We start from the raw sequence: 22614 nt of genomic DNA, 5'->3' as shown, positions 1-22614 counted from the left end.
TGGCCGCGCCTCCAGGTGGTTCCGTGTCTCGGAAAGGAACTGCGCGTTTGATAAGCGCAAGCCTGCGCCGTGTCTGTTGTCGCACCGCAACAGAAGCTTAACAATTGTTATGAATTTCGGCGGGCCGGATCCGGTCGACGGACTATACTTAGCCGGCACTGGAACATGAGATGCGCCCGCCTCCCTTCGGCGGCGATTGCAAGTCCTGTCCCAGTCTTACGTTTTGCGTGCCGCGCCCGGATCGGTTCTGCCTAACGGCGCTCGGCTTCAGGCCACCGTCATCCATGCCGCCTCGAAGCGGGCGCGGGCCTCGGCGACGTCGAACGGCGCGGGCGTGGACAGGCGCGCCAGAGCGGCCTGCGCCCGGCGGGCCGGATCGCCGGCCAGAAGTGGCGCCGCCTCGACGATCTCCCGCATCTCCTCCATGCGGCCGTTGCAGTGGAGCACGATGTCGATGCCGGCCGTGAACGCCGCCTCGGCCCGCGCCCGGAACGGACCCTGGAGGGCGTGCATCGACAGATCGTCCGTCATCAGCAGGCCGTCGAAGCCGATCTCGCCGCGAACGATCTCGCGGATCACCGTCGGCGACAGGGTGGCGGGCCGCTCCGGGTCGATGGCGGTGAAGACGACATGCGCGCTCATGGCGAGCGGCAGGTCGGCCAGCGCCCGGAAGGGACGGAAATCGCTCTGCGCAAGGCTCTCCCGGTCGGCTGCGACCTCGGGCAGGGCGAGATGGCTGTCGCAGGTGGCCCGCCCGTGGCCGGGCATGTGCTTGATCACCGGCAGGACGCCGCCGGCCATGAGCCCCTCGGCCACGGCCCGGCCGGTGGCGATCACCGCCTCGGGATCGGTGCCGAGCGCCCGGTCGCCGACGATGTCGTCGGAGCCGGCCACCGGAACGTCGAGCATCGGCGCGCAATCGACGGTGATGCCGACCTCGGCGAGATCGTGGGCCATCAGCCGGGCGCCGAGCCGGGCGAGGTCGAGGGGGAGCGCGCCGACCCGGCGGCCGGAGGGGTATTTCGGCCAGTGCGGCGGCCCCATGCGCTGCACCCGCCCCCCCTCCTGATCGATCAGGATCGGAGCGTCGGGGCGGCCCACCGTGTCGCGCAGGGCGGCCGTCAGCGCCCGCACCTCGTCCGGCGTGCCGATGTTGCGCTTGAACAGGATGAAGCCCCAGGGCCGCACCTCGCTGAAGAAGGCGGTCTCCTCCGGGGTCAGGCTCGTGCCGGAGCAGCCGAGGATCACGGCGCGGGCGTCTGAGGCGGAGATCATGGGGCCGGTGTCCTGGAAACGAACGGAGGGAGACGAGGCCGACGCGCTCGTGCGGATCCACGGTCCGGGATCACTCTGCCGCTCGCGGCTTGCGCCTGCCCCTTCTTCGAGGGCGGAAATGGCGATGGATTGGGTTTTGAATGAGGTGGAATCGCAGCCGCCCGGCCGATCCATTGGCATATTGAGCCGCATCGGCTTTCCCCCGGAAGCCGGAAACCATCTTTCGGGCCGATGCTCTCACGCCTATCCCCTCCCTGGGATGGGGAGGGGATTGGGGCTCGATTCTTCGTCCGTCCCGTGCCGGCGGGGCGATCGCCGGAAGAGGATCAGTTCTTGGCGACGAAGCACTGGCCGCCGGCGCCCTGCAGCTCGGTGCAGAGGCTCGAGGCTTCGTTCTTGGCGAGCGGCCCGACGCGGACGCGGTAGATCGTCTTGCCGTTGACCTCGGCCTGGCGGATCAGCTCGGGCTTGCCGGAGAGTTGGCTGTACTTGGCCTGCATCTGCTTGAACGCGGCGCGGGCCTCGCTCTCGCTGCCGCGGACGCCGAGCTGGACCGAGAAGCCGCCGACCGGCGCCTGCGACACGGCCGGAGCCGGATCGGCCTGGGTGCTGGCGGTGGTCTCCGGCGCGACTGTGGCGACGCGCTGCGGCGCCTTGCGCGGGGCGGGCGCCGGGGTCGGCTCGGCCTCGGACGGCGTCGCCGCATCGGCGACCGGCATCGGCGCGGCGCTGGCCAGGGTGCGCGAGGGCCGGCGCGGCGTCGCGGCCGGCGTCGAGCCGCCCGCGGCGTCGGGCAGGGTCATGGTCGGGATCGGCGAGGTCGATCCGGCGGTGTCGGCGGGGGCGGGCGCGGCGGCCTGAGCCGGCGGCGGGGCCGGGGGCGGGGTGTCGGGCTTGACCGCGACGGTGCGGACCCGGCGCGGCTCGCCCAGCGAATCGGTCAGCAGGCCGCCCTGACCGGGAGTCGCGCCCCCCTGTCCGGCGGCGGGAGACGGGCCGTCGTTGCGTGCGGCGGCGGTGCGGGCCGCCTGATTCACGTCGAGGGGCTGTTCCTCGCGATTGACGATCTTGATCTGTCCGTCCTTGGCGTTGCGGTCGTAGATCTGCTTGTTCTGATCGGGAATCTCGACACCGTCGGTCGCAGTCGGCTGGACCTTGAGCGGGGTCTGGTCGGCCAGGACCGTGATCGGGCCGGAACTGCCGCCGTGGGTGCCCTTCCAGGCGAGCGCGCCGCCGACGCAGACCGCCAGCACCGCGAGGCCGGCACCGACCTGCACCATCCGGCTGCGCTGGCGCGGACGCTCGATGGGGCCGGCGCGGTAGCCTTCGCCGGCCTCGGCGAAGGCCGCCTGCTCTTCGCTCGCGTTGCCGGCGTAGAGGCCCTGCTCGACCGAGGCGAGATACTGGTCGAAGGCATCCGCAGGGTTGGCGGCCGTCTGGCCGCCGGGGGAGGGCGGGGTCTGGGCGGAGGTCATGGCGGGGCGTCCCTGGGCGGTCGGATCATCCTGCGCCGGGGCGGGCGCGTCGAGGAAGGTCGGCTCGATCCGGCCCGGCCGAGCCTCGGTGACGGCGGCGGACTTCTCCCGCGCCTCCAGCAGCGCCCGGAAGGGATCGTCCTGTCCGACGATGCGGGCGAGTTCGGCCAGCGGATCGGCCTTCGCCGCCCCATTCGCAGCCCCATGGGACGCCGCCTTGGCCGGTCCGCTCTCGCCCGTGCTGTGACGCAGCTCGCGCTCGAAGGCGTCGAAATCGACCGTCGCGCGCGAAGCGTGTCCCGTCATGGCCTAAAACCTCATCAAACGCCTGACGGCGTCACCGCATCTCGTCCGGCGCGGAGACACCCAGAACCGCCAGACCCGAGGCGAGCACGCCGCCGAGGGCCTCAACGAGGGCCAAGCGGGCCCGGGTGGACTTTCTGTCGGTTGGATTAACAATCCGTAATTGCGGCAAGTCTTTGCCCTTATTCCAGAAACTATGCAGCGAACTCGCGGTCTCATAGAGGTAGAACGCGATTCGGTGGGGTTCGTGGGCCGCGGCGGCTGATTCGAGCACCCGCGGATACTGAGCAATAAGCCGCATCATCTCGATCTCGCCCGGATCGGTCAGCGCCGAGAGATCGGCATCCGCCAGCAAGGCCTCGCGCGAAAAATCCTCGCCCGGCATGGCCTCTCGAGCCTGCCGCAGCACCGAAAAGCGGCGGGCATGCCCGTACTGCACGTAGAAGACCGGGTTGTCCTTCGACTGCTCGACTACCTTGGCGAGGTCGAAATCCAGCGTCGCGTCGTTCTTGCGGTAGAGCATCATGAAGCGGATCGCGTCGCGTCCGACCTCGTCGATCACGTCGCGCAGGGTCACGAACTCGCCCGCGCGCTTCGACATCTTGACCGGCTCGCCTGCGCGCAAAAGCCGCACCAGCTGACAGAGCTTCACGTCGAGCCGAGCCTGCCCGTCGCTCACCGCCTGCACCGCCGCCTGCATCCGCTTGACGTAGCCGCCGTGGTCGGCGCCGAGCACGTCGATGAGTTCGGAGGCGCCGCGCAGCCACTTGTCGCGATGATAGGCGATGTCCGAGGCGAAGTAGGTGTAGGTATTGTCCGACTTCAGCAGCGCCCGGTCCACGTCGTCGCCGAACTGGGTCGAGCGAAACAGGGTCTGCTCGCGGTCCTCCCAATCGTCGGGGAGCTGGCCCTTGGGCGGGGGCAGCCGGCCCTCGTAGACGAGGCCCTTCTTCCGCAGGGCGCCCAGCAGAGCGGCGACCTTGTTGCCGTCCTCGCCGCCCTGGAGCGTGGCTTCCGAGAAGAACACGTCGTGGCAGATGCCGATGGCGGCGAGATCCTCGCGGATCATGTCCATCATCGCGTCGATGGAAAAGCGGCGCACCAGCGGCAGCCACTCGTCTTCCGGCTGGTCGAGCAGCGCGCGACCGTGCACCTCGGCGAGCTTCTGACCGACGGGTTTGAGGTAATCGCCCGGATAGAGGCCTTCCGGGATCGTGACGGCCTCGCCCAGCGCCTCGCGGTAGCGCAGGTAGGCGGAACGGGCGAGGACATCGACCTGCGCGCCGGCATCGTTGATGTAGTATTCGCGCGTCACGTCGCGGCCGGCGGCGACCAGCAGGTTGGCCAGCGCATCGCCGAACACCGCGCCGCGCCCGTGGCCGACATGCATCGGCCCCGTGGGGTTGGCCGAGACGTACTCGATATTGACCTTGCCGCCCGGCATCTTGGCCCGGCCATAGGCCTCGCCGTCGCGGAGCGTCGCGCGGATCACCTCATGGAACACCTCGGGCGCGAGCCGCAGGTTGATGAAGCCGGGGCCGGCCACGCTCGCCTCGACGATGCGCGGATCGGCGCGCAACTCGGCGGCGAGCGCCTCACCCAAGGCCTTTGGATTCTGCTTGGCCTCCTTGGCCAGCACCAGGGCGGCATTGGTGGCGAGGTCGCCGTGGGACGGATCGCGCGGCGGCTCGACCAGCACGCGGGACAGGTCGAGCCCGGCGGGCAGCGTGCCGGAGCGGGTCAGGGCCTCAAGGGCCTCCCGCACGCGGGTCTCGAAGAGAGCGAAGATGTTCATGGGGGTCAGACGCATTCCGCTGGCGCGGCCGCGCGGCGAAAGGGTCGGGCGGCCGAAAGGTCAGGGTCGGGCCATAGCAACGGGCGCGGGGGGTGTCACGGCGCCGTGGCCTCCGGCGGCACAAGGCTGGTGAGCACGCTGCGTAGCGCCTCCGGCAGTGGAACCGGCCGGCGCGTCTGCCGATCCACGTAGACATGCACGAAATGCCCCTGCGCGGCGGCCTCGTCCGCACCGGCTGCAAAGATCGCGACCTCGTAGCGGACGCTGGAGCGGCCGAGATGGGCCACCCGCACGCCCGCAACGAGCGCGTCGGGGAAGGCGACCGGAGCGAAGTAGCGGCAGCCGGTCTCGACCACGAGGCCGATGACCGGTCCGTTCGCGATGTCGAGGACGCCCGCTTCGACGAGGATGCCGTTCACCGCCGTATCGAAGAAGGCGTAGTAGACGACGTTGTTGACGTGTCCGTAGACGTCGTTGTCGCCCCAGCGCGTGGCGAGCGGGACGAGGCGGGGATACCGGCCGCGGGTCTCGCGCGGGGCTTTTCCAGGCTCGGTCATGGCATCGCCTCTCGATTCTCGTGCGCTTCGGTCGGGCGGGAGACGGTCTCAGTAGCCTACACCCTTGCTGAAGCGCGATGCGACGCGTCGTTGTGGAGTTCGAGACCTCTCCGGGAGATCGCGATTCCATGAAGTCCCTCGTTCTCGCGGGCGCCGCGCTGGCCGCCCTCGTCACCATCCCGGCCACGGCGCAGGCCGGCGGCTTCGGCCGTCACGGCGGCGGCGTCGGTGGGCACCATTTCGGCGGCCATCACGGCGGGTTCGTCGGTCACCGCGGCGGCCACGGCTTCACGGGCCATCGTGGCTTCGGCCACCCTGGCGGCTGGGGCAGCCGCGCGGGCTGGGGCAGCCGTGCGGGCTGGGGCCACCGCGGCGGTTGGGCCTATCGCGGCGGCTACGGCTATGCCGGTCGCGGTTACGGCCGGGGCGTCGGGCTCGGCCTCGCGGGGGCCGGGGTGGGGCTGGGCCTCGGTCTGGCGGCGGGCGCACTGTCGGCCGGCAGCCCCTACGGTTCGGGCTACGGCTACGCGCCGACCTACGGCTATGGCTACGCCCCGGCGACCTACGGCTACGTGCCGGCCTACGGAGCGGATTACGGCTACGCCACCGGATACGCCCCGGCCTACAACACCGGCTCCAACTGCACCTGCTACTGACGCCGACAATTGCGGAGCCTCACGGCTCCGTCAGCGGAAGCCCGCGGCTCGGCGGGCTCCAGTGAAGATCGGGCGTCTCGGAAAAGAGGCGCCCGTGCTCCAGCACCGCGTAGGTGTCGGTCATGCCGGCGATGTAGTCGGCCACCCGCCGCGCCAAGCGGGACTCGCTCGCGCCGGAAAGGCCCTCCGACCATTCCGGCGGCATCCGCGTCGGATCCGCGCGGAAGGCGGAGAACAGGTCGGCCACGATGACGTTGGCCTTGGCCCGCACCGCCATGACGCCCGGATGCCTGTACATCCGCGCGTAGAGGAAGCGTTTGATCGAGGCGTCGGCCTCGGCGATCGCGGGGGAGAACGCGATGACCGGTGCGTCGGCCCCGCGAATGTCGGCGACGCTCCGCGGCGCCAGGGCGGCAAGCCGGGCCTCGCCCTCGCGGATCACGTCCTCGACGAAGCGGGTGATGACCCGCCGCGCCAGCTCATGGATCTTGCGCGAAACCTCCAGGCCCGGATGGAGCCGTTCGATCTCGTCGAGCAGGTCCGCGAGGAACGGCACGGTGGCGAGGTCGGAGAGATCGAACAAGCCGGCCCGCAACCCGTCGTCGAGGTCGTGCGCGTCGTAGGCGATGTCGTCGGCCAAGGCCGCCGCCTGCGCCTCCGGCCCGGCGAAGCGCGACAATTCGAGATCGTTGAGGGCGTTGTACTCCATCACCGCCGCCGGGATGCCGGTCGCGGCATAGCGCCGGACCGGGGCGCCGCCCGCGTCGAGCAGCGGCCCGTTATGCTTGACCAGCCCCTCCAGCGTCTCCCAGGTGAGGTTGAGCCCGTCGAAGCCGGCATAGCGCCGCTCCAGCCGGGTGACGATGCGCAGGGCCTGGGCGTTGTGGTCGAACCCGCCATAGGCCGCCATGCAGGCGTCCAGCGCGTCCTCGCCGGTATGGCCGAAGCAGGTGTGACCGAGGTCGTGGGACAGCGCCAGCGCTTCCGCCAGATCCTCGTCGAGGCCGAGCGCCCGGGCGAGCGCGCGGGCGATCTGGCTGACTTCGAGGGTGTGGGTCAGCCGGGTGCGGTAATGGTCGCCCTCGTGATGCACGAAGACCTGGGTCTTGTGCTTGAGGCGGCGGAACGCCGTCGAGTGGACGATCCGGTCGCGGTCGCGCTGGAAATCGCTGCGGGTCGGCGAGCCGGCCTCCGGGATCAGCCGGCCGCGGGTCGCGCCCGGATCGGTCGCGTAGGGCGCCCGCCACCGCTCGCCGTTCTGCCGCACTGTCTCGCCTTCCCCGCGTTCGGCCGCGTTGCGGCCCCGGTGATCGCCCCATATCTTGCGTGGAGCACGCCCGCGGCAATCGCGGACGCGACATGACACACAGGTTCGAGACGGGACCGCGACCGCGATGGCCGACATCAATCTGACCGCCCGCGCCGCCAAGCGCATCAACGAGATCATGGGCTCGGAGCCGCCCGGCTCGTCGCTGCGCATCAGCGTGAACGGCGGCGGTTGCTCCGGGTTCTCCTACGCCTTCGACATCACCGCGGCCCGCGAGGGCGACGACGTGGTGATCGAGCGCGACGGCGCCACCGTGCTCGTCGATCCGGTCTCGCTCGAATACATGGGCGGCTCGACCATCGATTTCGTCAACGACCTGATCGGCCAGTCCTTCAAGATCGAGAACCCGCAGGCCACCGCCTCCTGCAGCTGCGGCACGTCGTTCGCGATCTGAGGCGGGCCCGCGGGGCCGGCACAGCGCCGATGAAGAAAAAAGGCCCGCGATGACCGCCCGCACCCTCTACTACGCCCCCGGCGCCTGCTCGCTCGCGGTCCATATCACCCTCGAAGAGACCGGTGCACCGTACGAGACGGTGCGGCTCGACCTCGCCAAGGGCGACCAGCGGGCGCCGGAATTCCTGTCCGTCAACGAGCGCGGACGGGTGCCGGCGCTCTACGAGGACGGTTGGGTGCTCACGGAAGCCTCCGCCATCCTGCGCCACCTCGCCCGCGCCCATCCGGAGGCCGGGCTGATGCCGGACGAGCCACGCCACGCGGCACTCGCCGACGAATGGCTCGGCTGGCTCGCCACCGCGCATCAGGTCGCCTACGCGCAAGTCCGCCGGCCCGAACGCTATGCCGCCGACGAGGCGGCCTTCGATGCGATCCGCGCCAAGGGCGCCGACACGTTCGGCGATCTCTGCACGATGACCGAGGTGCGCCTGTCGAACGGCGGCTGGGCCGTCGAGGGGCGCTACTCGATCGTCGATCCCTACCTGCTGGTGTTCTGGCTGTGGGCGCGGGGGCCGGCGATCGGCTTCGCCATGGACGCGATGTTCCCGGCCTGGACGGCGCATGCCCGCGCCATGGCGGCTCGGCCCGCGGTCCGCGCCGTGCTGGCACGCGAGGGGCTGACGCCGCCGGTGTGAGCCGGATCAGGCCTGTCCGTAGCGCTTGGCCACCAGCGCGTGGACGAGACGGGCCGTCTGCACCTCGCCCCCCTCGGGTCGACCGGGTTTGGTCGAAGGGTTCCAACCGTAGAGATCGAAATGGACATGCGCCTTCGTCTTCGGGGCGAAGCGGCGCAGGAACAGGGCGGCGGTGATGGCGCCCGCGAACGGGCCGCCGGAAACGTTGTTGAGGTCGGCCACTTTCGAGTCGAGCCCGCTGGCGTAGGGCGCGTGCAGCGGCAGGCGCCAGACCGGATCGTTCACCGCAGCCCCCGCCTCGGCGACGCTCGCGGCCAGCCCCTCGTCTCCGGTGAAGAAGGCCGGCAGGTCGGGGCCGAGCGCCACGCGGGCGGCGCCCGTCAGGGTCGCGAAATCGATCAGCAGTTCCGGTTCGTCCGATTCGGCGAAGCTCAGCGCGTCGGCGAGGATCAGGCGGCCCTCCGCGTCGGTGTTGCCGATCTCGACCGTGAGGCCGGCGCGCGAGCGGATCACGTCGCCGGGCCGGAAGGCCTCGCCCGCGATCGCGTTCTCGACGCTCGGCACGATCAGCCGCAGCCGCACGGGCAGCGCGTCGCCCATGATCATCTCGGCGGCGGCGAGCGCGGCGGCGGCCCCGCCCATGTCCTTCTTCATCAGCAGCATGCCGGCGGACGGCTTGATGTCGAGCCCTCCGGTGTCGAACACCACGCCCTTGCCGACGAGGGTGACGCGGGGTGCGTCCGCCGGCCCCCAGGTCAGGTCGATCAGCCGCGGGGCCCGCGGCGAGGCGGCGCCGACCGCGTGGACCAGCGGAAATTCCTTCCGCAGTTCCTCGCCCGCGACCACAGCGACCGTGGCGCCGAAGCACGCGGCCACGTCGCGGATCGCCGCCTCGATCTCGGCGGGACCGAGATCGTTCGAGGGCGTGTTGACGAGGTCGCGCCCATGCGCGACCGCCGCCGCGATCCGGGTGAGACGCGTTCCATCGACGCCGCCGGGCGCGACGAGCCGGGGCCGCTCCGCACCGGGCTTGCGATAGCGCTCGAACCGGTAGGCACCGAGCAGCCAGGCGAGCGCCGCCTCGGCCGGGTCGATCCCCTCGGCCGGCTCCAGGCGGTAGTCACCCGCGGGGAGCGCAGCCGGCAGCTTGCCGGCCAGGAAGCGGTCGAACGTTGCCGAAGCGGGATCGCCGAGGCCGAGCAGCACGCGGGCGAGCGCCCCGTCCTCGGCGGGCAGGAGCGCGAGGCGTCCCGCCTTCGGCGCGAAACCGCTCGCCTTGGCGAAACCCCGCTGGAGCGGCGTCAGCTCCGCCTCCAGGGCCGCCCATCCGGACTCGGTGACGAGGTGGACCGGGATGGCGTCGGTGCCGGGGGCGAGGAGCGCAGAGGTCATGCGGGGCGAGGGCTTAACCGGTGATTAGGGTTAATTCTCTATCACCCCAAGGGTCGGCGAGGCGCAAGCGCAGGCCGGCCGGTGGAGTGGAGAGGCGAGATGACACGGACCGTCGTTGCAACGGAAAGCGCGATCCGGACCGTCCGCTCCCGGCGCCTGATCGCCGCCGCCCTGATCGGCTTGGCGGCCTCGGCCTGCCAGTCGCGCTCGCCCGAGACCACCGGCTCGATCGGCGCCTCGCTGTTCGGTCCGTCCCGACCGCCCGCCGCGACGCGGCCCGACGTCGAGGGGCTGGCGGCCCGCTACAATTCCGATCCCAACGACGTGCGCGCCGCCATGCGCTACGCCGACGCCCTGCGGGCGACCGATCAGCGGTCGCAGGCTGCCGCGGTGCTGCAGCAGGCGGCGCTCCGCAACCCGAAGGACAAGGCGGTGCTCGCCGCCTACGGCAAGACGCTGGCCGAGGCCGGCCGCTATCAGGAGGCCAACGAGGTTCTCCAGAACGCTCATAGCCCGGCCCAACCCGATTGGCGCGTGCTCTCGGCGCAGGGGATGGTGGCCGACCAGACCGGCGACCATGCCCGCGCCCAGGGCCTCTACGAGGCGGCGCTGAAGATCGCCCCCGAAGAGCCGCGCATCCTGTCGAATCTCGGCCTGTCCTACGCGCTGTCGCGCCGCCTCGACGCCGCCGAGGAGACCCTGCGCCGCGCCGCCGCCCAGCCCCGGGCCGACGCGCGGGTGCGCCAGAACCTCGCCCTGGTGCTGGGGCTCAAGGGTCGCTACGACGAGGCCGAGACGGTGCTGCGCCAGGATCTCGGCCCGGCGGAAGCCGCGGCCAACGTGCAATCGCTGCGGGCGATGTCGGGCCGCCCGGCGGGCCTCAAGCCGGCGCGGACGGCCGGACTCCAGCCGGCGCGTTGAGCCGGCGGCACTTTCTCGGCGAGCGGCACCGATAGGCCGCAGCCTGATCTTGACGAATCCGGCGCGCCTCCCCTATAGGCTCGCCACTCCCATAGGACTCCGCCGCAATCGATTGACGCGTGGGTTCGACGCCCGCGGCGCGAGAGCCGTGCGGCTTTGCCGGATACCAAAGCGCCGAGACCCGGCCAAACGTTGACAGGACTGTAACGATGTCGCGTCGCTGCGAACTCACGGGCAAGGCCGTCCAGGTCGGCCACCTCGTGAGCCACTCGAACCGGAAGACCAAGTGCCGGTTCCTGCCGAACCTCTGCAACGTTACGCTGCAGTCGGATGCCCTCAACCGCCGCGTTCGCCTCCGCGTGACCGCCCACGCGCTGCGCTCGGTCGAGCACCGCGGCGGCCTCGACGCCTTCCTCGTGAAGGCCCGCGAGATCGAGCTGTCGCAGACCGCTCGGCTGCTCAAGCGCGACATCGAGAAGAAGCTCGCCGAGACCGCGGCGCCCGCCGCCGCGTAAGGCCCTTGGGCTCGACCGGGCCCAAGCCTCGACCGTGTTCCGAAGGCCACCGCGGGCGTGAGACGCCTCCGGTGGCCTTCGTCGTTTGGGCGATTCGGGCTCCTGGCGGCCGATGACGGCGCTTACCCTCATCCTTCCGATCTTCGGGCTCGTGGTCGTCGGCTGGCTGGCCTCGCTGTCCGGGCTGATCTCCGAGCGCGTCGGCGACGGCCTGTCGGAATACGTCTTCGCGCTCGCCGTCCCGGCGCTGATCGTCGCGACGCTGACCCGACCGGGGCTCTCGGGCGAGGTCGCCTGGGGGTTTTGGGCGAGCTATTTCGGCGGGGCCGCCCTCGCCTGGGCCGCGGGCTCGCTGATCGGTCGGCAATACGAGGGCGTCGAGCGCAAGGGCGCGATCCTGCACGGATTCGCCGCGAGCCAATCGAACACCGTCTTCGTCGGCGTACCGATGATCTTCCAGGCCTATGGCGAGGCCGGGGCGTTCCCGCTGTTCATGCTGCTCGCCGTCCATCTCCCCCTGATGATGGGGGCGGCGACCTTCATGATCGAATCGGAGAGCGGGCGCCCGCTCGGCCAGCGCCTCAAGGCGCTCGGTCTGGTGCTCGCCAAGAACCCGATCTTTCTGGCGCTGCTCGTCGGCGGTGCGATGAAGGCGTTCGGCCTCTCGTTCTCCGGCATCCCCAAGACGCTGGTCGATGGGCTGGCCGGCACCGCCTCGACCTGCGCACTGATCGCCCTGGGCGCCGGGCTGACCCGCTACCGGGTGCTGCACGATCTGCCCGGCGCCAGCGTGGTGGCGGCCCTGAAGCTCGGGCTGCACCCGCTCGCGGTCTACCTCATGGCCTTCCACGTCTTCACGATGCCGCCGGCCTATGCCGGCGTCGCGACTTTGTTCGCCGCGATGCCGGTGGGCATCAACGCCTACCTGCTGGCCGCCCGCTACCGCACCGAACAGGGTCTCGTGGCCGCCGCCGTGCTGGTCTCGACGCTTGCCGCCGCGGGGACGACGGTGGGCTGGTTGATGGTGCTGGGTCGAGGCTGATGCGCCCGTCCTCGCGTTGACCCACGGGGCGCCCCTCCATAGGGTGCCGCCCTTCGCGTCCGACCCCGGTCCGACGCCCGTTCCCGACTGAAAAAAGCCGCTTCCCGAGAAATGTCCGCCCCCCAGCTCGATCCCGACATCCTGGAGGCCGCCGCCTCCGCCGCCGCCTGGCCGTTCGAGGAGGCGCGCAAGCTCGTGGCGCGGCTGGAGAAGAAGCCGAAGGCGGAAGTGTTGTTCGAGACCGGCTACGGCCCCTCGGGCCTGCCGCATATCGGCACCTTCGGCGAGGTCGCCCGGACCTCGATGGTGCGCCACGCCTTCCGCGTGCTGACCAAGGACGCGGTGCCGACCCGGCTGATCGCTTTCTCCGACGACATGGACGGCCTGCGCAAGGTCCCGGACAACGTGCCGAACCGCGAGCTGCTGGCGGGCGCCCTCAACCTGCCGCTGACCAAGGTGCCGGACCCGTTCGGCACGCATGACAGCTTCGGCGCCCACAACAACGCCGAGCTGCGCCGCTTCCTCGACGCCTTCGGCTTCGAATACGAGTTCCGCTCGGCCACCGAATGCTACCGCTCGGGCGTGTTCGATGACGCGCTGCGCCTCGTGCTGGAGCGCTACGAGGCCGTGATGGCGATCATGCTGCCCTCGCTGCGGGCCGAGCGTTCGGCCTCCTACTCGCCGTTCCTGCCGATCCATCCGGTCACCGGCCACGTGATGCAGGTGGCGATCGACGAGGTGCGGCCGGCCTCCGGCACTATCGTCTGGCGCGATCCGGGCACGGGCGAGGCCTACGAGACCCCGGTGACCGGCGGCCACGTCAAGCTGCAATGGAAGCCCGATTGGGCGATGCGCTGGGTCGCGCTCGGCGTCGATTACGAGATGGCCGGCAAGGACCTGATCGATTCGGTCAAGCTCTCGGGTCAGATCGCCCGGGCGCTGGGCGCCGAGCCGCCGGAGGGCTTCAACTACGAACTCTTCCTCGACGAGAAGGGCCAGAAGATCTCGAAGTCGAAGGGCAATGGCCTGACGATCGACGAGTGGCTGACCTATGCCACGCCGGAATCGCTCGCGCTGTTCATGTACAACAAGCCGCGCGAGGCCAAGCGCCTGTTCTTCGACGTGATCCCGCGCCACGTCGATGAGTACGACAATTTTTTGGGGCGCTTCCCCGGCCAGGAAGCCAAGCACCGGCTCGGCAATCCCGTCTGGCACCTGCACGGGGGCAACCCGCCGGCGCCGGAGGCCATCGACGAGGCCGGCACCACGCTCTCCTTCGGCATGCTCCTCAACCTCGTGGCGGTGGCCAACGCCGAGGACGAGACGGTGCTGTGGGGCTTCATCCGCCGCTACGCCCCGAATGTCGGCCCGCAGACGCATCCGCGGCTCGCCGCCCTCGTGACCCGCGCGCTCGCCTATTACCGCGACTTCGTGCGCCCGCAGAAGCAGTACCGCGCCCCGACCGAGGAGGAGGCCGCGGCGCTCCGCGACCTCTCGCAGACGCTCGCCGAGCACGAGGGCTCGACCGATCCGGAGGCCCTGCAGGCGGCGGTCTACGAGGTGGGCCGGCGCCACTTCCCCGATCTCTCCGGCAAGGCCAAGAGCCCGGACGGGCGCCCCGGCGTATCGAAGACGTGGTTTGCCTCGATCTACAACGTGCTGTTCGGCGAGGCGCAGGGGCCGCGCTTCGGCTCGTTCATCGCACTGTACGGGGTGGCGGGCACGCGGGCGCTGATCGAGAAGGCGCTGAGCGGTGGGCTCGTGGCGGAGCACGCGGCGTTCCTGGAGGGGCGGAAGGCGGCGTAAGGCTCACGCCGCGTTCGCCTCACTCCGAGCCGTGGCGCTCTGGATCGCTTCGGCTCCGCCTCGCGATGACGGTGCGAGTTTCTCTCGCCGTCATCGCCGGGTCGCAGCGTCGAGGCCCGCTGCAACTGCGATCCCAACGGCATACGCCACCAGATTCCAAAGCGAGAAAAGCCGCCCTAGCAACAGCTGCCCGGCCAGCGTCAGCCGGAAGGCGTCGAGCCAGGGCGCGTGGACGAGGCGGAAGAACTCGACCGTCGCCGCAATGACGAGGGCGACGAGCGCGAGGCGCCGCACAACCGCGTCCGGCCGCAGGCAGGCGATCAGTCCGTAGACCATCGCGCCCCACAGCGTGGAGCCGGCATACTTCACCACACCCGCGGGAAGCCCGAGCGGCACGAGCCGCACGGCCAGCCCCATCGCGATCACGGCGGCGACCGCGAGGATCAGGGCAGGGCGGCGGGTTCCGGCATCGACCATGGCGGGCGCTTGGGTTAAAGGGTCGGGCACGCCCGGTATCACCCGCGGCTCACACACACGAGTTCCACACCAGATGCGCGCCGAGATCGAACAGGCCTCGGATGCCGCCAAGCAGTCTATAGGGCTGCTGAGGAGGCATCTTTGACTGGGATACCGTTGATAAACGCCTCGCGGAGCTGAATGCCGCGTCCGAGAACCCCGACCTCTGGAACGATGCCGAGGCCGCGCAAAAAGTCATGCGCGAGCGCCAGCAGCTCGACGAGGCCGTCACCGCCATCCGCAAGCTCGAGCAGGATCTCGAGGACGCCGCGACGCTGATCGAACTCGGCGAGATGGAGGGCGATCAGGCCTCCATCGCCGAGGGCGAAGCGGGCATCCGCGCCGTCGAAAAGGAGGCCGCGAGCCGTCAGGTCGAGACGCTGCTCTCGGGCGAGGCCGACGGCTTCGACACCTATCTCGAAGTCCATGCGGGCGCGGGCGGCACCGAGAGCCAGGACTGGGCCAACATGCTCCACCGCATGTATTATCGGTGGGCCGAGCGGCGGAAGTTCAAGGTCGAGATCGTCGAGATGACCGACGGCGAAGAGGCCGGGATCAAGGGCGCTACGCTCTTGATCAAGGGCCACAACGCCTACGGTTGGCTCAAGACCGAATCCGGCGTGCACCGGCTGGTGCGCATCTCGCCCTACGATTCCAATGCGCGGCGCCACACCAGCTTCGCGAGCGTGTGGGTCTATCCGGTGGTCGACGACCGGATCGAGATCGAGATCAAGGAATCGGACTGCCGCATCGACACCTACCGGTCGTCGGGCGCGGGCGGCCAGCACGTCAACACGACCGATTCGGCGGTGCGCATCACGCACAACCCGACCGGCATCGTCGTGGCGTGTCAGCAGGAGCGCTCGCAGCACAAGAACCGGGCCACCGCCTGGAACATGCTGCGTGCCCGCCTCTACGAGGCCGAGCTGAAGAAGCGCGAGGAGAAGGCCAACGCTGAAGCCGCCTCCAAGACCGATATCGGCTGGGGCCACCAGATCCGATCCTACGTGCTGCAGCCGTACCAGCTCGTGAAGGACCTTCGGACGGGCACGCAGTCCACCGACCCGGACGAGGTGCTGGACGGCGACCTCGACCCCTTCATGGAAGCCTCCCTGGCGCAGCGCGTCTACGGGGGCGGGGAAGAGGTCTCCGACATCGACTGACGGATCGGCGGCCCCGGCGGAAACCGGGGCCGCTCTTTTTTAATCCGAAAACACCAACTCCGCCCCCGCGCGTAAGAATCGCTGCGGATCGACCGGCTCGCCGTCGATGCGGGTCTCGTAGTGCAGGTGGCTCCCCGTCGAGCGGCCGGTGGAGCCGACGAAGCCGACGACGCTCCCCGCCTCGACCCGCTGGCCGACGGCGACGGCGTAGCCCGAGAGATGGGCGTAGCGGGTGACGAGACCGCGGCCGTGGTCGACCTCGACCATGTTGCCGTAGCCGCCGGCATACTCTGCCGCGGTCACCCGGCCGGCCGCGGTGGCGCGGGCGGGCGCCCCGGTCTCGGCGCGCATGTCGACGCCGGTATGGAGCGCGGCCGCCCGGGTGAACGGATCGAGCCGCGTGCCGAAGCTGCTGGTATACGCGAGGTCGCCCGGCAGGGGCTGGCGGAAGGGGAGGGCGTCGGCGACCCGGCGCAGATGGGTCTCCTCCTCGATCTGGCGCCGCGCCTCGGCGAGACCCGCCTCGAACGCGTCGCCCGAGAGCGGCACCAGCGGACCGCCGATTCCCCCCACCGTCGGCTCGAACCGGGCGGGACTCAGACCGGTGCGGGCGATGAGATCGCGAAAGCGGTCGGCACTGCGCCCGGCCGCCTGGGCGACGCGGGACACGGCGCGGGCTTGGCTCGCCGCCATCCGGTCCAGCGCCCGTTCGATGCGGGCCAGCCGGCCGGCGAGGGGGCTGTCGGCGGTCTCGGCGCGATCGTCGGACCGCATGCGCAGTTCCGGCGTCGGGAACGGCTTCAGCGTCCGCGGCGGTGCCGGCATCGGAGGTTCGGCGGCGGAAATCGAGCCCGTCACGGACAGGTCGATCTCGGCGGCGGCACCGGGGAGCCCGGCGAGGATGCCCTGGCGCCGCTCGATCAGCGCCTGCCGCTCGGCCAGGGTCGTGAGCTTGGCCTCGATGCCGCCGCGGGTGGCGGCCTGGTCGGCGCCCGCGCGGTCGAGCGCCCGCTGGAGCGTGTCGATCCGCTCCTCGTAGGTGTATTGGATCGCGCTCTGGCGGGAGACGAAGCGGGCCAGCACCTCGTCGTGGAAGATCAGGTAGTAGCTCGAAGCCCCCGCCCAGGCGCTGGTGAGCGCCAGCCCGAGCCCGAGAGCCGCCACGAGGCGGGGCCGGGGGACGGGCTTCGGGCTGCGCTGGGCGGGTGAGGGCATGAGGCGACCGCTTCCGGGGACGCCCGCCATCACACCCGATTAAGGTTAAGGAAGACTTCGGTCGCAGATTCGGCGCCGAACGGGGCCGCCGCCTTTCGAAAAAAAACCGAGGCGCCGGGAAGACCGCCCCTCAGCCCAGCGCCTTGGCGGCCTCCAGCACCTCCTCGACATGGCCGGGCACCTTCACCTTCGGCCACACCTTCGCGATGTTTCCGTCGCGGTCGATCAGCAGGGTGGTGCGCTCCACGCCCATATACTTGCGGCCGTACATGCTCTTCTCGACCCAGACGCCGTAGGCCTCGAGCATCGACTTCGCCTCGTCGGATGCGAGCGGGAAGGTGAGGCCGTACTTGGCGCGGAACTTGTCGTGGCTCTTCACCGAATCGGGCGAGACGCCGATCACCTTCGCCCCGGCCGCCGAGAACGCGTCCTGGGCTTCGTTGAAGCCCTGGGCTTCGAGCGTGCAGCCGCTGGTGTCGTCCTTGGGGTAGAAATAGAGCACGATCGTGTGACCGCGTAAGGCCGCGAGGCTGACGGTCTCGCCGCCCGCTCCAGGTAGGGTGAAATCGGGCGCGGGTTCGCCGGGTGCGAGGGGCATCATGCCTTCCTTTCGGCCGATTGATGGTGTGCCCTCCTGATGCACGGATCGCCCGGCGGACGCCATGCCGGAAGGGCCGATTCCTGAGGACGGGCGCCCGGTGCCTGAGCCCCCGGTGCCGGCCCCCCGGCGGCAGCAGCGAACGAGTGAATGGATCAGGAAACGGCCAGGACCCTGCTTCAGGAAGCGGTCGAGCCTGCACCGTGCAAGGCCGTGCGCCGACGGCGCCGGCCGCTGCTGTGGAGCGCGGTCGCCCTCGTCTTCCTGCTCGGGCTCGGCACCGGGCTCGCTTTCCTGCGTCTGTCGCAGGGGCCGCTGCGCATCGACGGTCTCAGCCAACGGGTGGCCGAAGCCATCGCCGGCAGCGTCGGCCCCGGCTGGCGCGTCACGCTCAACGACAGCGCCCTCGAACTCGACACGGAATCGTCCCTGGCGCTGCGGGTCGGCGGGCTCGACGTCTACAATCCGGAGGGCGCGCTGGTGGTGCGTGCGCCGCTGGCCGTCGTCAGTCTCGACACCTGGGGCCTTCTGCGCCTCTCGGTGCAGCCGCGCTCGATCGAGTTCCGCGATCTGCAGATGACGGCGCTGGTCCATGACGACGGGTCCATCGCCTTCGCGGCCTCGGCCCCGTCGCAGGTCGATGCCGCCAAGCCCCATACGCTCCCGAGCGTGGATGCCGCCCGCGGCCAGGTCTCGCCGGTCTCGGCCGCCGTCGCCTCGATCTTCGGCGTGGTGCTCGACCCTGCGGGCGTGATCGGCGCGCTCGACCGCGCCCGCATCACCAACGGACGCCTGACCCTGGTGGACGACGCCGCCCGTCACCGGGCCACTTTCGAGCAGGTCAACGGCCTGTTCCACCGCGGCGGCGACGGCGACGGGATGCGCATCTTCGAGCTGCGCATCGACGGGCCGAACGGCGAGTGGCGCTTCGGCGGCAAGGTCCACGACGAAACCGCGGGCCGGCGCGCGGGCGTCATCACCCTGGACGACCTGCCGGTCAGCGACCTGCTTCTGCTGTCGGGCCAGTCGAAGATGCCGATCGAGACCGATCTCAAGGTCTCGGCCAAGGCCGATGTGGCGCTCCAGGGCTCGCGCATCGACACCATGACCTTCGAGGTGAAGACCGGCGAGGGGCTGTTCGTCGTCGACGAGAAGGACTTCAACCCGGTCGTCATCGAGCAGGTGCGGGCCGAGGCGCGCTGGGACGAAACCCGCCGCGCCCTCGACGTGACCGCCATCGACTACCGCGGCGGCGGAAACCAGGCCCACGTCACCGGCGCCTTCGCCATCGGGCCGCCCGGCGCCGAGGATGCCTGGACCTTCGATTTCGGCGGCAAGGACGTGATGTTGCGCGGCGCCGCGCGCTACGACCCCTCGTTCCGCATCGGCGAGGTCAAGGGCCGGCTCACCGGCCGGGCGGGAGGCATCAACATCGAGTCGCTCGCCCTCAGCGGCAACGGCATGAACGGCAATCTCAGCGGCACTATCGGCACGTCCAAGGACGACGACGGCATCACGCTCCACATCGTCGCCCACGACACCGACGGGCGCACCGCCCTGCGGCTGTGGCCGGAGAACATCGCGCCGGCCGTGCGCAACTACCTCGTCGACGAATTGCGCGGCGGGCGGCTCGCCAGCGCCGACATCAAGGTCGATCTGAGCGGGAGCGAGCTCGCCGCCGCCACCCGCGGCGATCCGATGCCGGATCACGGCCTCCTAGCCACTTTCGCGGTCTCGGACGCTTCGCTCACCATTTCGAAGGACGCGCCGCCGCTCACCCATGGCCGCGTTTCGGGCGTCGTCACCGGGCGCACCACGACGATCCAGGGGGCGACCGCCGAGGTGCGCCTCTCCGACACCCGCGCGCTGACGATCTCCGACGCCTCGTTCCTGATCCGCGACCCGCAGCCCGACAAGATCGTGGCGCAGTTGGGGCTGCGCCTCACCGGCAGCGCCGACTCGCTCGCCGCGCTCCTCGAGACGCGGATGTTCAAGGGGCTGACCGGCACCGAGATCGATCCCAACGCGCTCAAGGGCAAAGTCGATCTGCGCATCGACGTGCCGATGAACCTCAAAGCCGTGCCCGATCTCGCCGACCTGCCGGTGACGCTGTCCGGCACGCTCACCGACCTTTCGATGGACAAGGCCATCGGCAAGGACCGCTTCGAGGCCGGCCGCTTCGCGATCTCCTTCGACCGCAGCGGCTTCGCCCTGAAGGGGGACGGCCGCCTGCTCGGCGCGCCGATCGCCATCGACCTCAAGCAGCCGAAGCCCGGCGCGCCCGGCGAGGCGGTGGTGACGATGCCCCTCGACGACGCCTTCCGGGCCAAGCGCGGTTTGCCCACTGCGCCCCAGCTCGCCGGCACGATCCCCGCCCGCGTCACCGTGCCGATCGGCCATTCGGCGGGCGGCGCCAAGCCGCCGATGCGGATCGAGGCGGATCTGACCAAGGCGTCCATCGACGGTCTTCTCCCCGGCTGGTCCAAGAGTTCGGGCAAGGCCGGGCGCCTGACCCTGTCGATGATCGAATCGTCGAACGGCCAGATGGAGTTGCGCGACATCGCGCTGGACGCCGCCCCCGCCATGGCGCGCGGCAGCGCCACGGTCTCGGCCGAGGGCGGGCTGGAGCGGGCGGATCTTACCGCCTTCAAGCTCTCGCCGGGCGACGACATGCGGGTGAGCCTCGACAAGGCCGGCAGCGGCTACAAGGTCGCGGTGAAGGGCGCCGTCGCCGATGCCCGGCCCTTCCTCAAGGGCATGACGAGTTCGGACGCGAAGGGCGGGAAGGATTCGGGCAAGGACGTCGATGCCGACATCGCCGTCAACATCCTCTCGGGTTTCAACGGCGAGGCGCTGACCAACGCCGCGCTCAAGGCGAGCATCCGCGGCGGCGATGTCCGCAGCGCCCAGTTCCGCGGCCGGTTCGGCGGTGCCCCCCTCGCCGCCACCGTCGCCAAGGGGGATCGCGGCCAACCGTTGCTCTCGCTCGAATCCGCCGATTCCGGCGCGACGCTCCGCTTCCTCGACATCTACAAGCGGATGTATGGCGGGCGCCTCGCGCTGAGCCTCTACCTCAACGACGGGCCGCAGGCCGGCGTGGTCCAGATCAAGGATTTCGCGCTGCGCAACGAGCCGGCGCTGTCCAGCATCGTGGCGCAGGGTCCAGCCGACGGGCGCCGCGCCGCGCCCAATGCCAACGATGTCGCCTTCGACAAGATGCGCGCCAATTTCACCCGCGCGGGATCGCGGGTGAGCTTCACCGATGCCGCGATCTCCAACGCCGCCATGGGCTTCACCGCAGGCGGCTGGCTCGACACCGCCAAGGAGCGCACGCAGATCGACGGGACCTTCGTGCCGCTCTACGGGCTGAACAACGTGGTGGCGCATGTGCCGCTGGTCGGCCCGCTGCTGGCCGGCGGCAGCAACGAGGGCCTGTTCGCGGTCAACTTCAACGTCTCCGGCCCCATCGCCAAGCCGACGGTCAGCGTGAACCCGCTCTCCGCGGTGGCGCCGGGCTTCCTGCGCAAGCTGTTCGGCGCGGGCAACGGGGAGGCCTTCGCCAACGGCGCGCCGGGGCCGGTGCCGGAGCAGTAGGTTTTCGCCCCCGATCGTTCCGGCCACCGTCATTCCGGGTTCCGCTGTGCGGTCCCGGAATGACGGCCGTGAGGGTTGAAAGGCCTATTCAGGCCGCAGCAGCACGTGCTTCTTGCGGCCGAACGACAGCTTGATCACCCCGTCCGCCGTCGCGTCGCTCAAGCCGAGCGTCGCCTTCTCGTCGGTGAGTTGCACGTCGTTGACGCGCAGGCCCCCGCCCTTGATCTGGCGGCGCGCCTCGCTCGTCGAGGGCACGAGCTTCGCGTAGTCCGGCCCGAAGGCGGTGAGCACGCCGAGGCCCGCCTCCAGAACGGCACGCGGCACCGCGACGGTCGGCAGCGAATCGGCGAGCGTGCCCTCCACGAAGGTCTTTCGCGCCGTCTCGGCGGCCGACTGCGCGGCCTCCTGGCCGTGCATCAGCCGCGTCGCCTCGGTGGCGAGCACCGTCTTGGCCTCGTTGATCTCGGCCCCCTGCAACGCGGCGAGCCGAGCGATCTCGTCCATCGGCAGCAGCGTGAACAGCTTGAGGAAGCGGCCGACATCGGCGTCCTCGGTGTTGCGCCAGAACTGCCAGTAATCGTACGGCGAGAGCATCCCGGCATCGAGCCAGACGGCGCCGGCGGCGGTCTTGCCCATCTTGGCACCCGAGGCCGTCGTCAGCAGCGGGCAGGTCAGCCCGTAGAGCTGGGGCGTCCCCATGCGGCGGCCGAGATCGATGCCGTTGACGATGTTGCCCCACTGGTCCGAGCCGCCCATCTGCAGCCGGCAGCCGTAGCGGCGGTTCAGCTCGGCGAAGTCGTAGGACTGGAGGATCATGTAGTTGAACTCCAGGAACGACAGTTCCTGGTCGCGCTCCAGCCGCAGCCGCACGCTGTCCATCGACATCATGCGGTTGACCGAGAAGTGGCGCCCGACGTCGCGCAGCATCTCGATGTAGTTGAGCTTGGTCAGCCACTCGGCGTTGTCGACCATGATCGCGTCGCCCGCCCCCTCGCCGAAGCGGAGGAACCGGTCGAAGGTCTTGCGGATACCGTTCTTGTTCTCCTCGATCTGCTCCAGGCTAAGGATCTTGCGGGACTCGTCGCGGCCCGACGGGTCGCCGACGCGGGTGGTGCCGCCGCCCATCAGCGCGATCGGCTTGCCGCCGGTCGCCTGGAGCCAGTGCAGCATCATGATCGAGAGCAGGTGTCCGACATGGAGCGAGGCCGCCGTGCAATCGTAGCCGACATAGGTCGTGAGCCGCCCCTCGCGCGCCGCCGCGTCGATGCCCTCGATGTCGGACGCCTGATGGATATAGCCGCGCTCGGTCAGCACCTTCAGGAAGTCGGATTGCGGCGCGAAGCTCTCGGCGGTCATGGCGGTCTCGAACGGCGGCG

Annotated in this window: 19 protein-coding genes; 9 read left to right on the top strand and 10 right to left on the bottom strand. The window is 70.3% G+C overall.

What is annotated here, in order from left to right:
* Window positions 1-267 precede the first annotated feature (267 nt).
* From BM140_RS14130 to BM140_RS14115, 4 genes are all read right to left on the bottom strand, one after another.
* Window positions 268-1275, bottom strand: coding sequence for a glycoside hydrolase family 3 N-terminal domain-containing protein (locus tag BM140_RS14130; RefSeq protein WP_091947307.1), 1008 nt, complete (start codon window positions 1273-1275; stop codon window positions 268-270).
* A 326-nt stretch (window positions 1276-1601) separates the two neighbouring features.
* Window positions 1602-3056, bottom strand: coding sequence for an SPOR domain-containing protein (locus BM140_RS14125; protein ID WP_091947304.1), 1455 nt, complete (start codon window positions 3054-3056; stop codon window positions 1602-1604).
* A gap of 31 nt (window positions 3057-3087) precedes the next feature.
* Window positions 3088-4848: an arginine--tRNA ligase gene (argS, locus tag BM140_RS14120; protein ID WP_091947301.1), complete on the bottom strand. Its 1761-nt coding sequence runs from the start codon at window positions 4846-4848 to the stop codon at window positions 3088-3090.
* 95 nt (window positions 4849-4943) lie between these two features.
* On the bottom strand, window positions 4944-5405 hold the full coding sequence (locus tag BM140_RS14115; RefSeq protein ID WP_091947298.1) for an acyl-CoA thioesterase: 462 nt from the start codon (window positions 5403-5405) through the stop codon (window positions 4944-4946).
* Window positions 5406-5533: 128 nt separating this feature from the next.
* Here BM140_RS14115 and BM140_RS14110 point away from each other — a divergent pair, with 128 nt between their 5' ends.
* Window positions 5534-6061, top strand: coding sequence for a hypothetical protein (locus BM140_RS14110; protein WP_091947295.1), 528 nt, complete (start codon window positions 5534-5536; stop codon window positions 6059-6061).
* A 19-nt stretch (window positions 6062-6080) separates the two neighbouring features.
* Here BM140_RS14110 and BM140_RS14105 read toward each other — a convergent pair whose 3' ends face one another.
* Window positions 6081-7328, bottom strand: a complete 1248-nt coding sequence (locus BM140_RS14105) for a deoxyguanosinetriphosphate triphosphohydrolase (protein WP_244535432.1) — start codon at window positions 7326-7328, stop codon at window positions 6081-6083.
* Window positions 7329-7455: 127 nt separating this feature from the next.
* Between BM140_RS14105 and BM140_RS14100 the strand changes: the two genes are divergently transcribed.
* On the top strand, window positions 7456-7782 hold the full coding sequence (locus tag BM140_RS14100) for a HesB/IscA family protein (RefSeq protein ID WP_091947289.1): 327 nt from the start codon (window positions 7456-7458) through the stop codon (window positions 7780-7782).
* A 49-nt stretch (window positions 7783-7831) separates the two neighbouring features.
* On the top strand, window positions 7832-8476 hold the full coding sequence (locus tag BM140_RS14095) for a glutathione S-transferase family protein (protein WP_091947286.1): 645 nt from the start codon (window positions 7832-7834) through the stop codon (window positions 8474-8476).
* A 6-nt stretch (window positions 8477-8482) separates the two neighbouring features.
* On the opposite strand, the gene BM140_RS14090 is transcribed toward BM140_RS14095, so the two are convergent.
* A complete protein-coding gene (locus BM140_RS14090; protein WP_091947283.1) occupies window positions 8483-9868 on the bottom strand; it encodes a leucyl aminopeptidase family protein in 1386 nt (461 codons plus the stop codon).
* Window positions 9869-9967: 99 nt separating this feature from the next.
* On the opposite strand from BM140_RS14090, the gene BM140_RS14085 reads away from it, so the two are divergent.
* From BM140_RS14085 to BM140_RS14070, 4 genes are all read left to right on the top strand, one after another.
* Window positions 9968-10789 (top strand): tetratricopeptide repeat protein, encoded by an 822-nt coding sequence (locus BM140_RS14085; RefSeq protein WP_091947281.1) that lies wholly within the window; start codon window positions 9968-9970, stop codon window positions 10787-10789.
* Window positions 10790-10998: 209 nt separating this feature from the next.
* The gene (gene rpmB / locus BM140_RS14080; protein WP_091947278.1) at window positions 10999-11304 is read left to right on the top strand and encodes a 50S ribosomal protein L28; all 306 of its coding nucleotides are present in this window, start codon (window positions 10999-11001) and stop codon (window positions 11302-11304) included.
* Window positions 11305-11416: 112 nt separating this feature from the next.
* A complete protein-coding gene (locus tag BM140_RS14075) occupies window positions 11417-12346 on the top strand; it encodes an AEC family transporter (protein WP_091947631.1) in 930 nt (309 codons plus the stop codon).
* Window positions 12347-12457: 111 nt separating this feature from the next.
* Entirely contained in the window at window positions 12458-14152 is a 1695-nt protein-coding gene (locus BM140_RS14070) for a lysine--tRNA ligase (protein WP_091947275.1), read from the top strand.
* 90 nt (window positions 14153-14242) lie between these two features.
* Here the strand turns inward: BM140_RS14070 and BM140_RS14065 are convergent, their stop codons facing one another.
* Entirely contained in the window at window positions 14243-14659 is a 417-nt protein-coding gene (locus BM140_RS14065; protein ID WP_425287063.1) for a ribosomal maturation YjgA family protein, read from the bottom strand.
* Window positions 14660-14702: 43 nt separating this feature from the next.
* Here BM140_RS14065 and prfB point away from each other — a divergent pair.
* Window positions 14703-15831, top strand: a protein-coding gene (prfB, locus tag BM140_RS14060; RefSeq protein WP_114435997.1) for a peptide chain release factor 2 whose coding sequence is annotated in 2 segments (ribosomal slippage) — window positions 14703-14771 and window positions 14773-15831 — 1128 coding nt in all. Because the reading frame shifts where the segments join, the coding sequence is not laid out codon by codon here.
* 39 nt (window positions 15832-15870) lie between these two features.
* On the opposite strand, the gene BM140_RS14055 is transcribed toward prfB, so the two are convergent.
* Together BM140_RS14055 and BM140_RS14050 are read right to left on the bottom strand one after the other, a co-directional pair.
* Window positions 15871-17046 (bottom strand): M23 family metallopeptidase, encoded by a 1176-nt coding sequence (locus BM140_RS14055; protein ID WP_091947264.1) that lies wholly within the window; start codon window positions 17044-17046, stop codon window positions 15871-15873.
* A gap of 130 nt (window positions 17047-17176) precedes the next feature.
* Complete coding sequence (locus BM140_RS14050) at window positions 17177-17644, bottom strand: peroxiredoxin (protein ID WP_091947628.1); 468 nt, start codon at window positions 17642-17644, stop codon at window positions 17177-17179.
* A gap of 150 nt (window positions 17645-17794) precedes the next feature.
* On the opposite strand from BM140_RS14050, the gene BM140_RS14045 reads away from it, so the two are divergent.
* Window positions 17795-21238 carry a YhdP family protein gene (locus BM140_RS14045; RefSeq protein WP_091947261.1) on the top strand — a complete coding sequence of 1148 codons (3444 nt, stop codon included), beginning with the start codon at window positions 17795-17797 and terminating at the stop codon, window positions 21236-21238.
* An 84-nt stretch (window positions 21239-21322) separates the two neighbouring features.
* Here the strand turns inward: BM140_RS14045 and tyrS are convergent, their stop codons facing one another.
* Window positions 21323-22594, bottom strand: coding sequence for a tyrosine--tRNA ligase (gene tyrS, locus BM140_RS14040; protein WP_091947259.1), 1272 nt, complete (start codon window positions 22592-22594; stop codon window positions 21323-21325).
* Window positions 22595-22614: the final 20 nt, after the last annotated feature.

The organism is Methylorubrum salsuginis (assembly GCF_900114375.1).
GTDB lineage: Bacteria > Pseudomonadota > Alphaproteobacteria > Rhizobiales > Beijerinckiaceae > Methylobacterium > Methylobacterium salsuginis.
This window is presented reverse-complemented; position numbering and strand designations above follow the sequence as displayed.

Coding starts and splice junctions, on each gene's coding strand:
- rpmB (WP_091947278.1), top strand. CDS start 10,999: ATGTCGCGTCGCTGCGAACTCACGGGCAAGGCCGTCCAGGTCGGCCAC.
- BM140_RS14095 (WP_091947286.1), top strand. CDS start 7,832: ATGACCGCCCGCACCCTCTACTACGCCCCCGGCGCCTGCTCGCTCGCG.
- BM140_RS14045 (WP_091947261.1), top strand. CDS start 17,795: ATGGATCAGGAAACGGCCAGGACCCTGCTTCAGGAAGCGGTCGAGCCT.
- BM140_RS14085 (WP_091947281.1), top strand. CDS start 9,968: ATGACACGGACCGTCGTTGCAACGGAAAGCGCGATCCGGACCGTCCGC.
- BM140_RS14055 (WP_091947264.1), bottom strand. CDS start 17,046: ATGCCCTCACCCGCCCAGCGCAGCCCGAAGCCCGTCCCCCGGCCCCGC.
- BM140_RS14075 (WP_091947631.1), top strand. CDS start 11,417: ATGACGGCGCTTACCCTCATCCTTCCGATCTTCGGGCTCGTGGTCGTC.
- BM140_RS14130 (WP_091947307.1), bottom strand. CDS start 1,275: ATGATCTCCGCCTCAGACGCCCGCGCCGTGATCCTCGGCTGCTCCGGC.
- BM140_RS14050 (WP_091947628.1), bottom strand. CDS start 17,644: ATGCCCCTCGCACCCGGCGAACCCGCGCCCGATTTCACCCTACCTGGA.
- argS (WP_091947301.1), bottom strand. CDS start 4,848: ATGAACATCTTCGCTCTCTTCGAGACCCGCGTGCGGGAGGCCCTTGAG.
- BM140_RS14070 (WP_091947275.1), top strand. CDS start 12,458: ATGTCCGCCCCCCAGCTCGATCCCGACATCCTGGAGGCCGCCGCCTCC.
- BM140_RS14110 (WP_091947295.1), top strand. CDS start 5,534: ATGAAGTCCCTCGTTCTCGCGGGCGCCGCGCTGGCCGCCCTCGTCACC.
- BM140_RS14125 (WP_091947304.1), bottom strand. CDS start 3,056: ATGACGGGACACGCTTCGCGCGCGACGGTCGATTTCGACGCCTTCGAG.
- BM140_RS14115 (WP_091947298.1), bottom strand. CDS start 5,405: ATGACCGAGCCTGGAAAAGCCCCGCGCGAGACCCGCGGCCGGTATCCC.
- tyrS (WP_091947259.1), bottom strand. CDS start 22,594: ATGACCGCCGAGAGCTTCGCGCCGCAATCCGACTTCCTGAAGGTGCTG.
- BM140_RS14100 (WP_091947289.1), top strand. CDS start 7,456: ATGGCCGACATCAATCTGACCGCCCGCGCCGCCAAGCGCATCAACGAG.
- BM140_RS14090 (WP_091947283.1), bottom strand. CDS start 9,868: ATGACCTCTGCGCTCCTCGCCCCCGGCACCGACGCCATCCCGGTCCAC.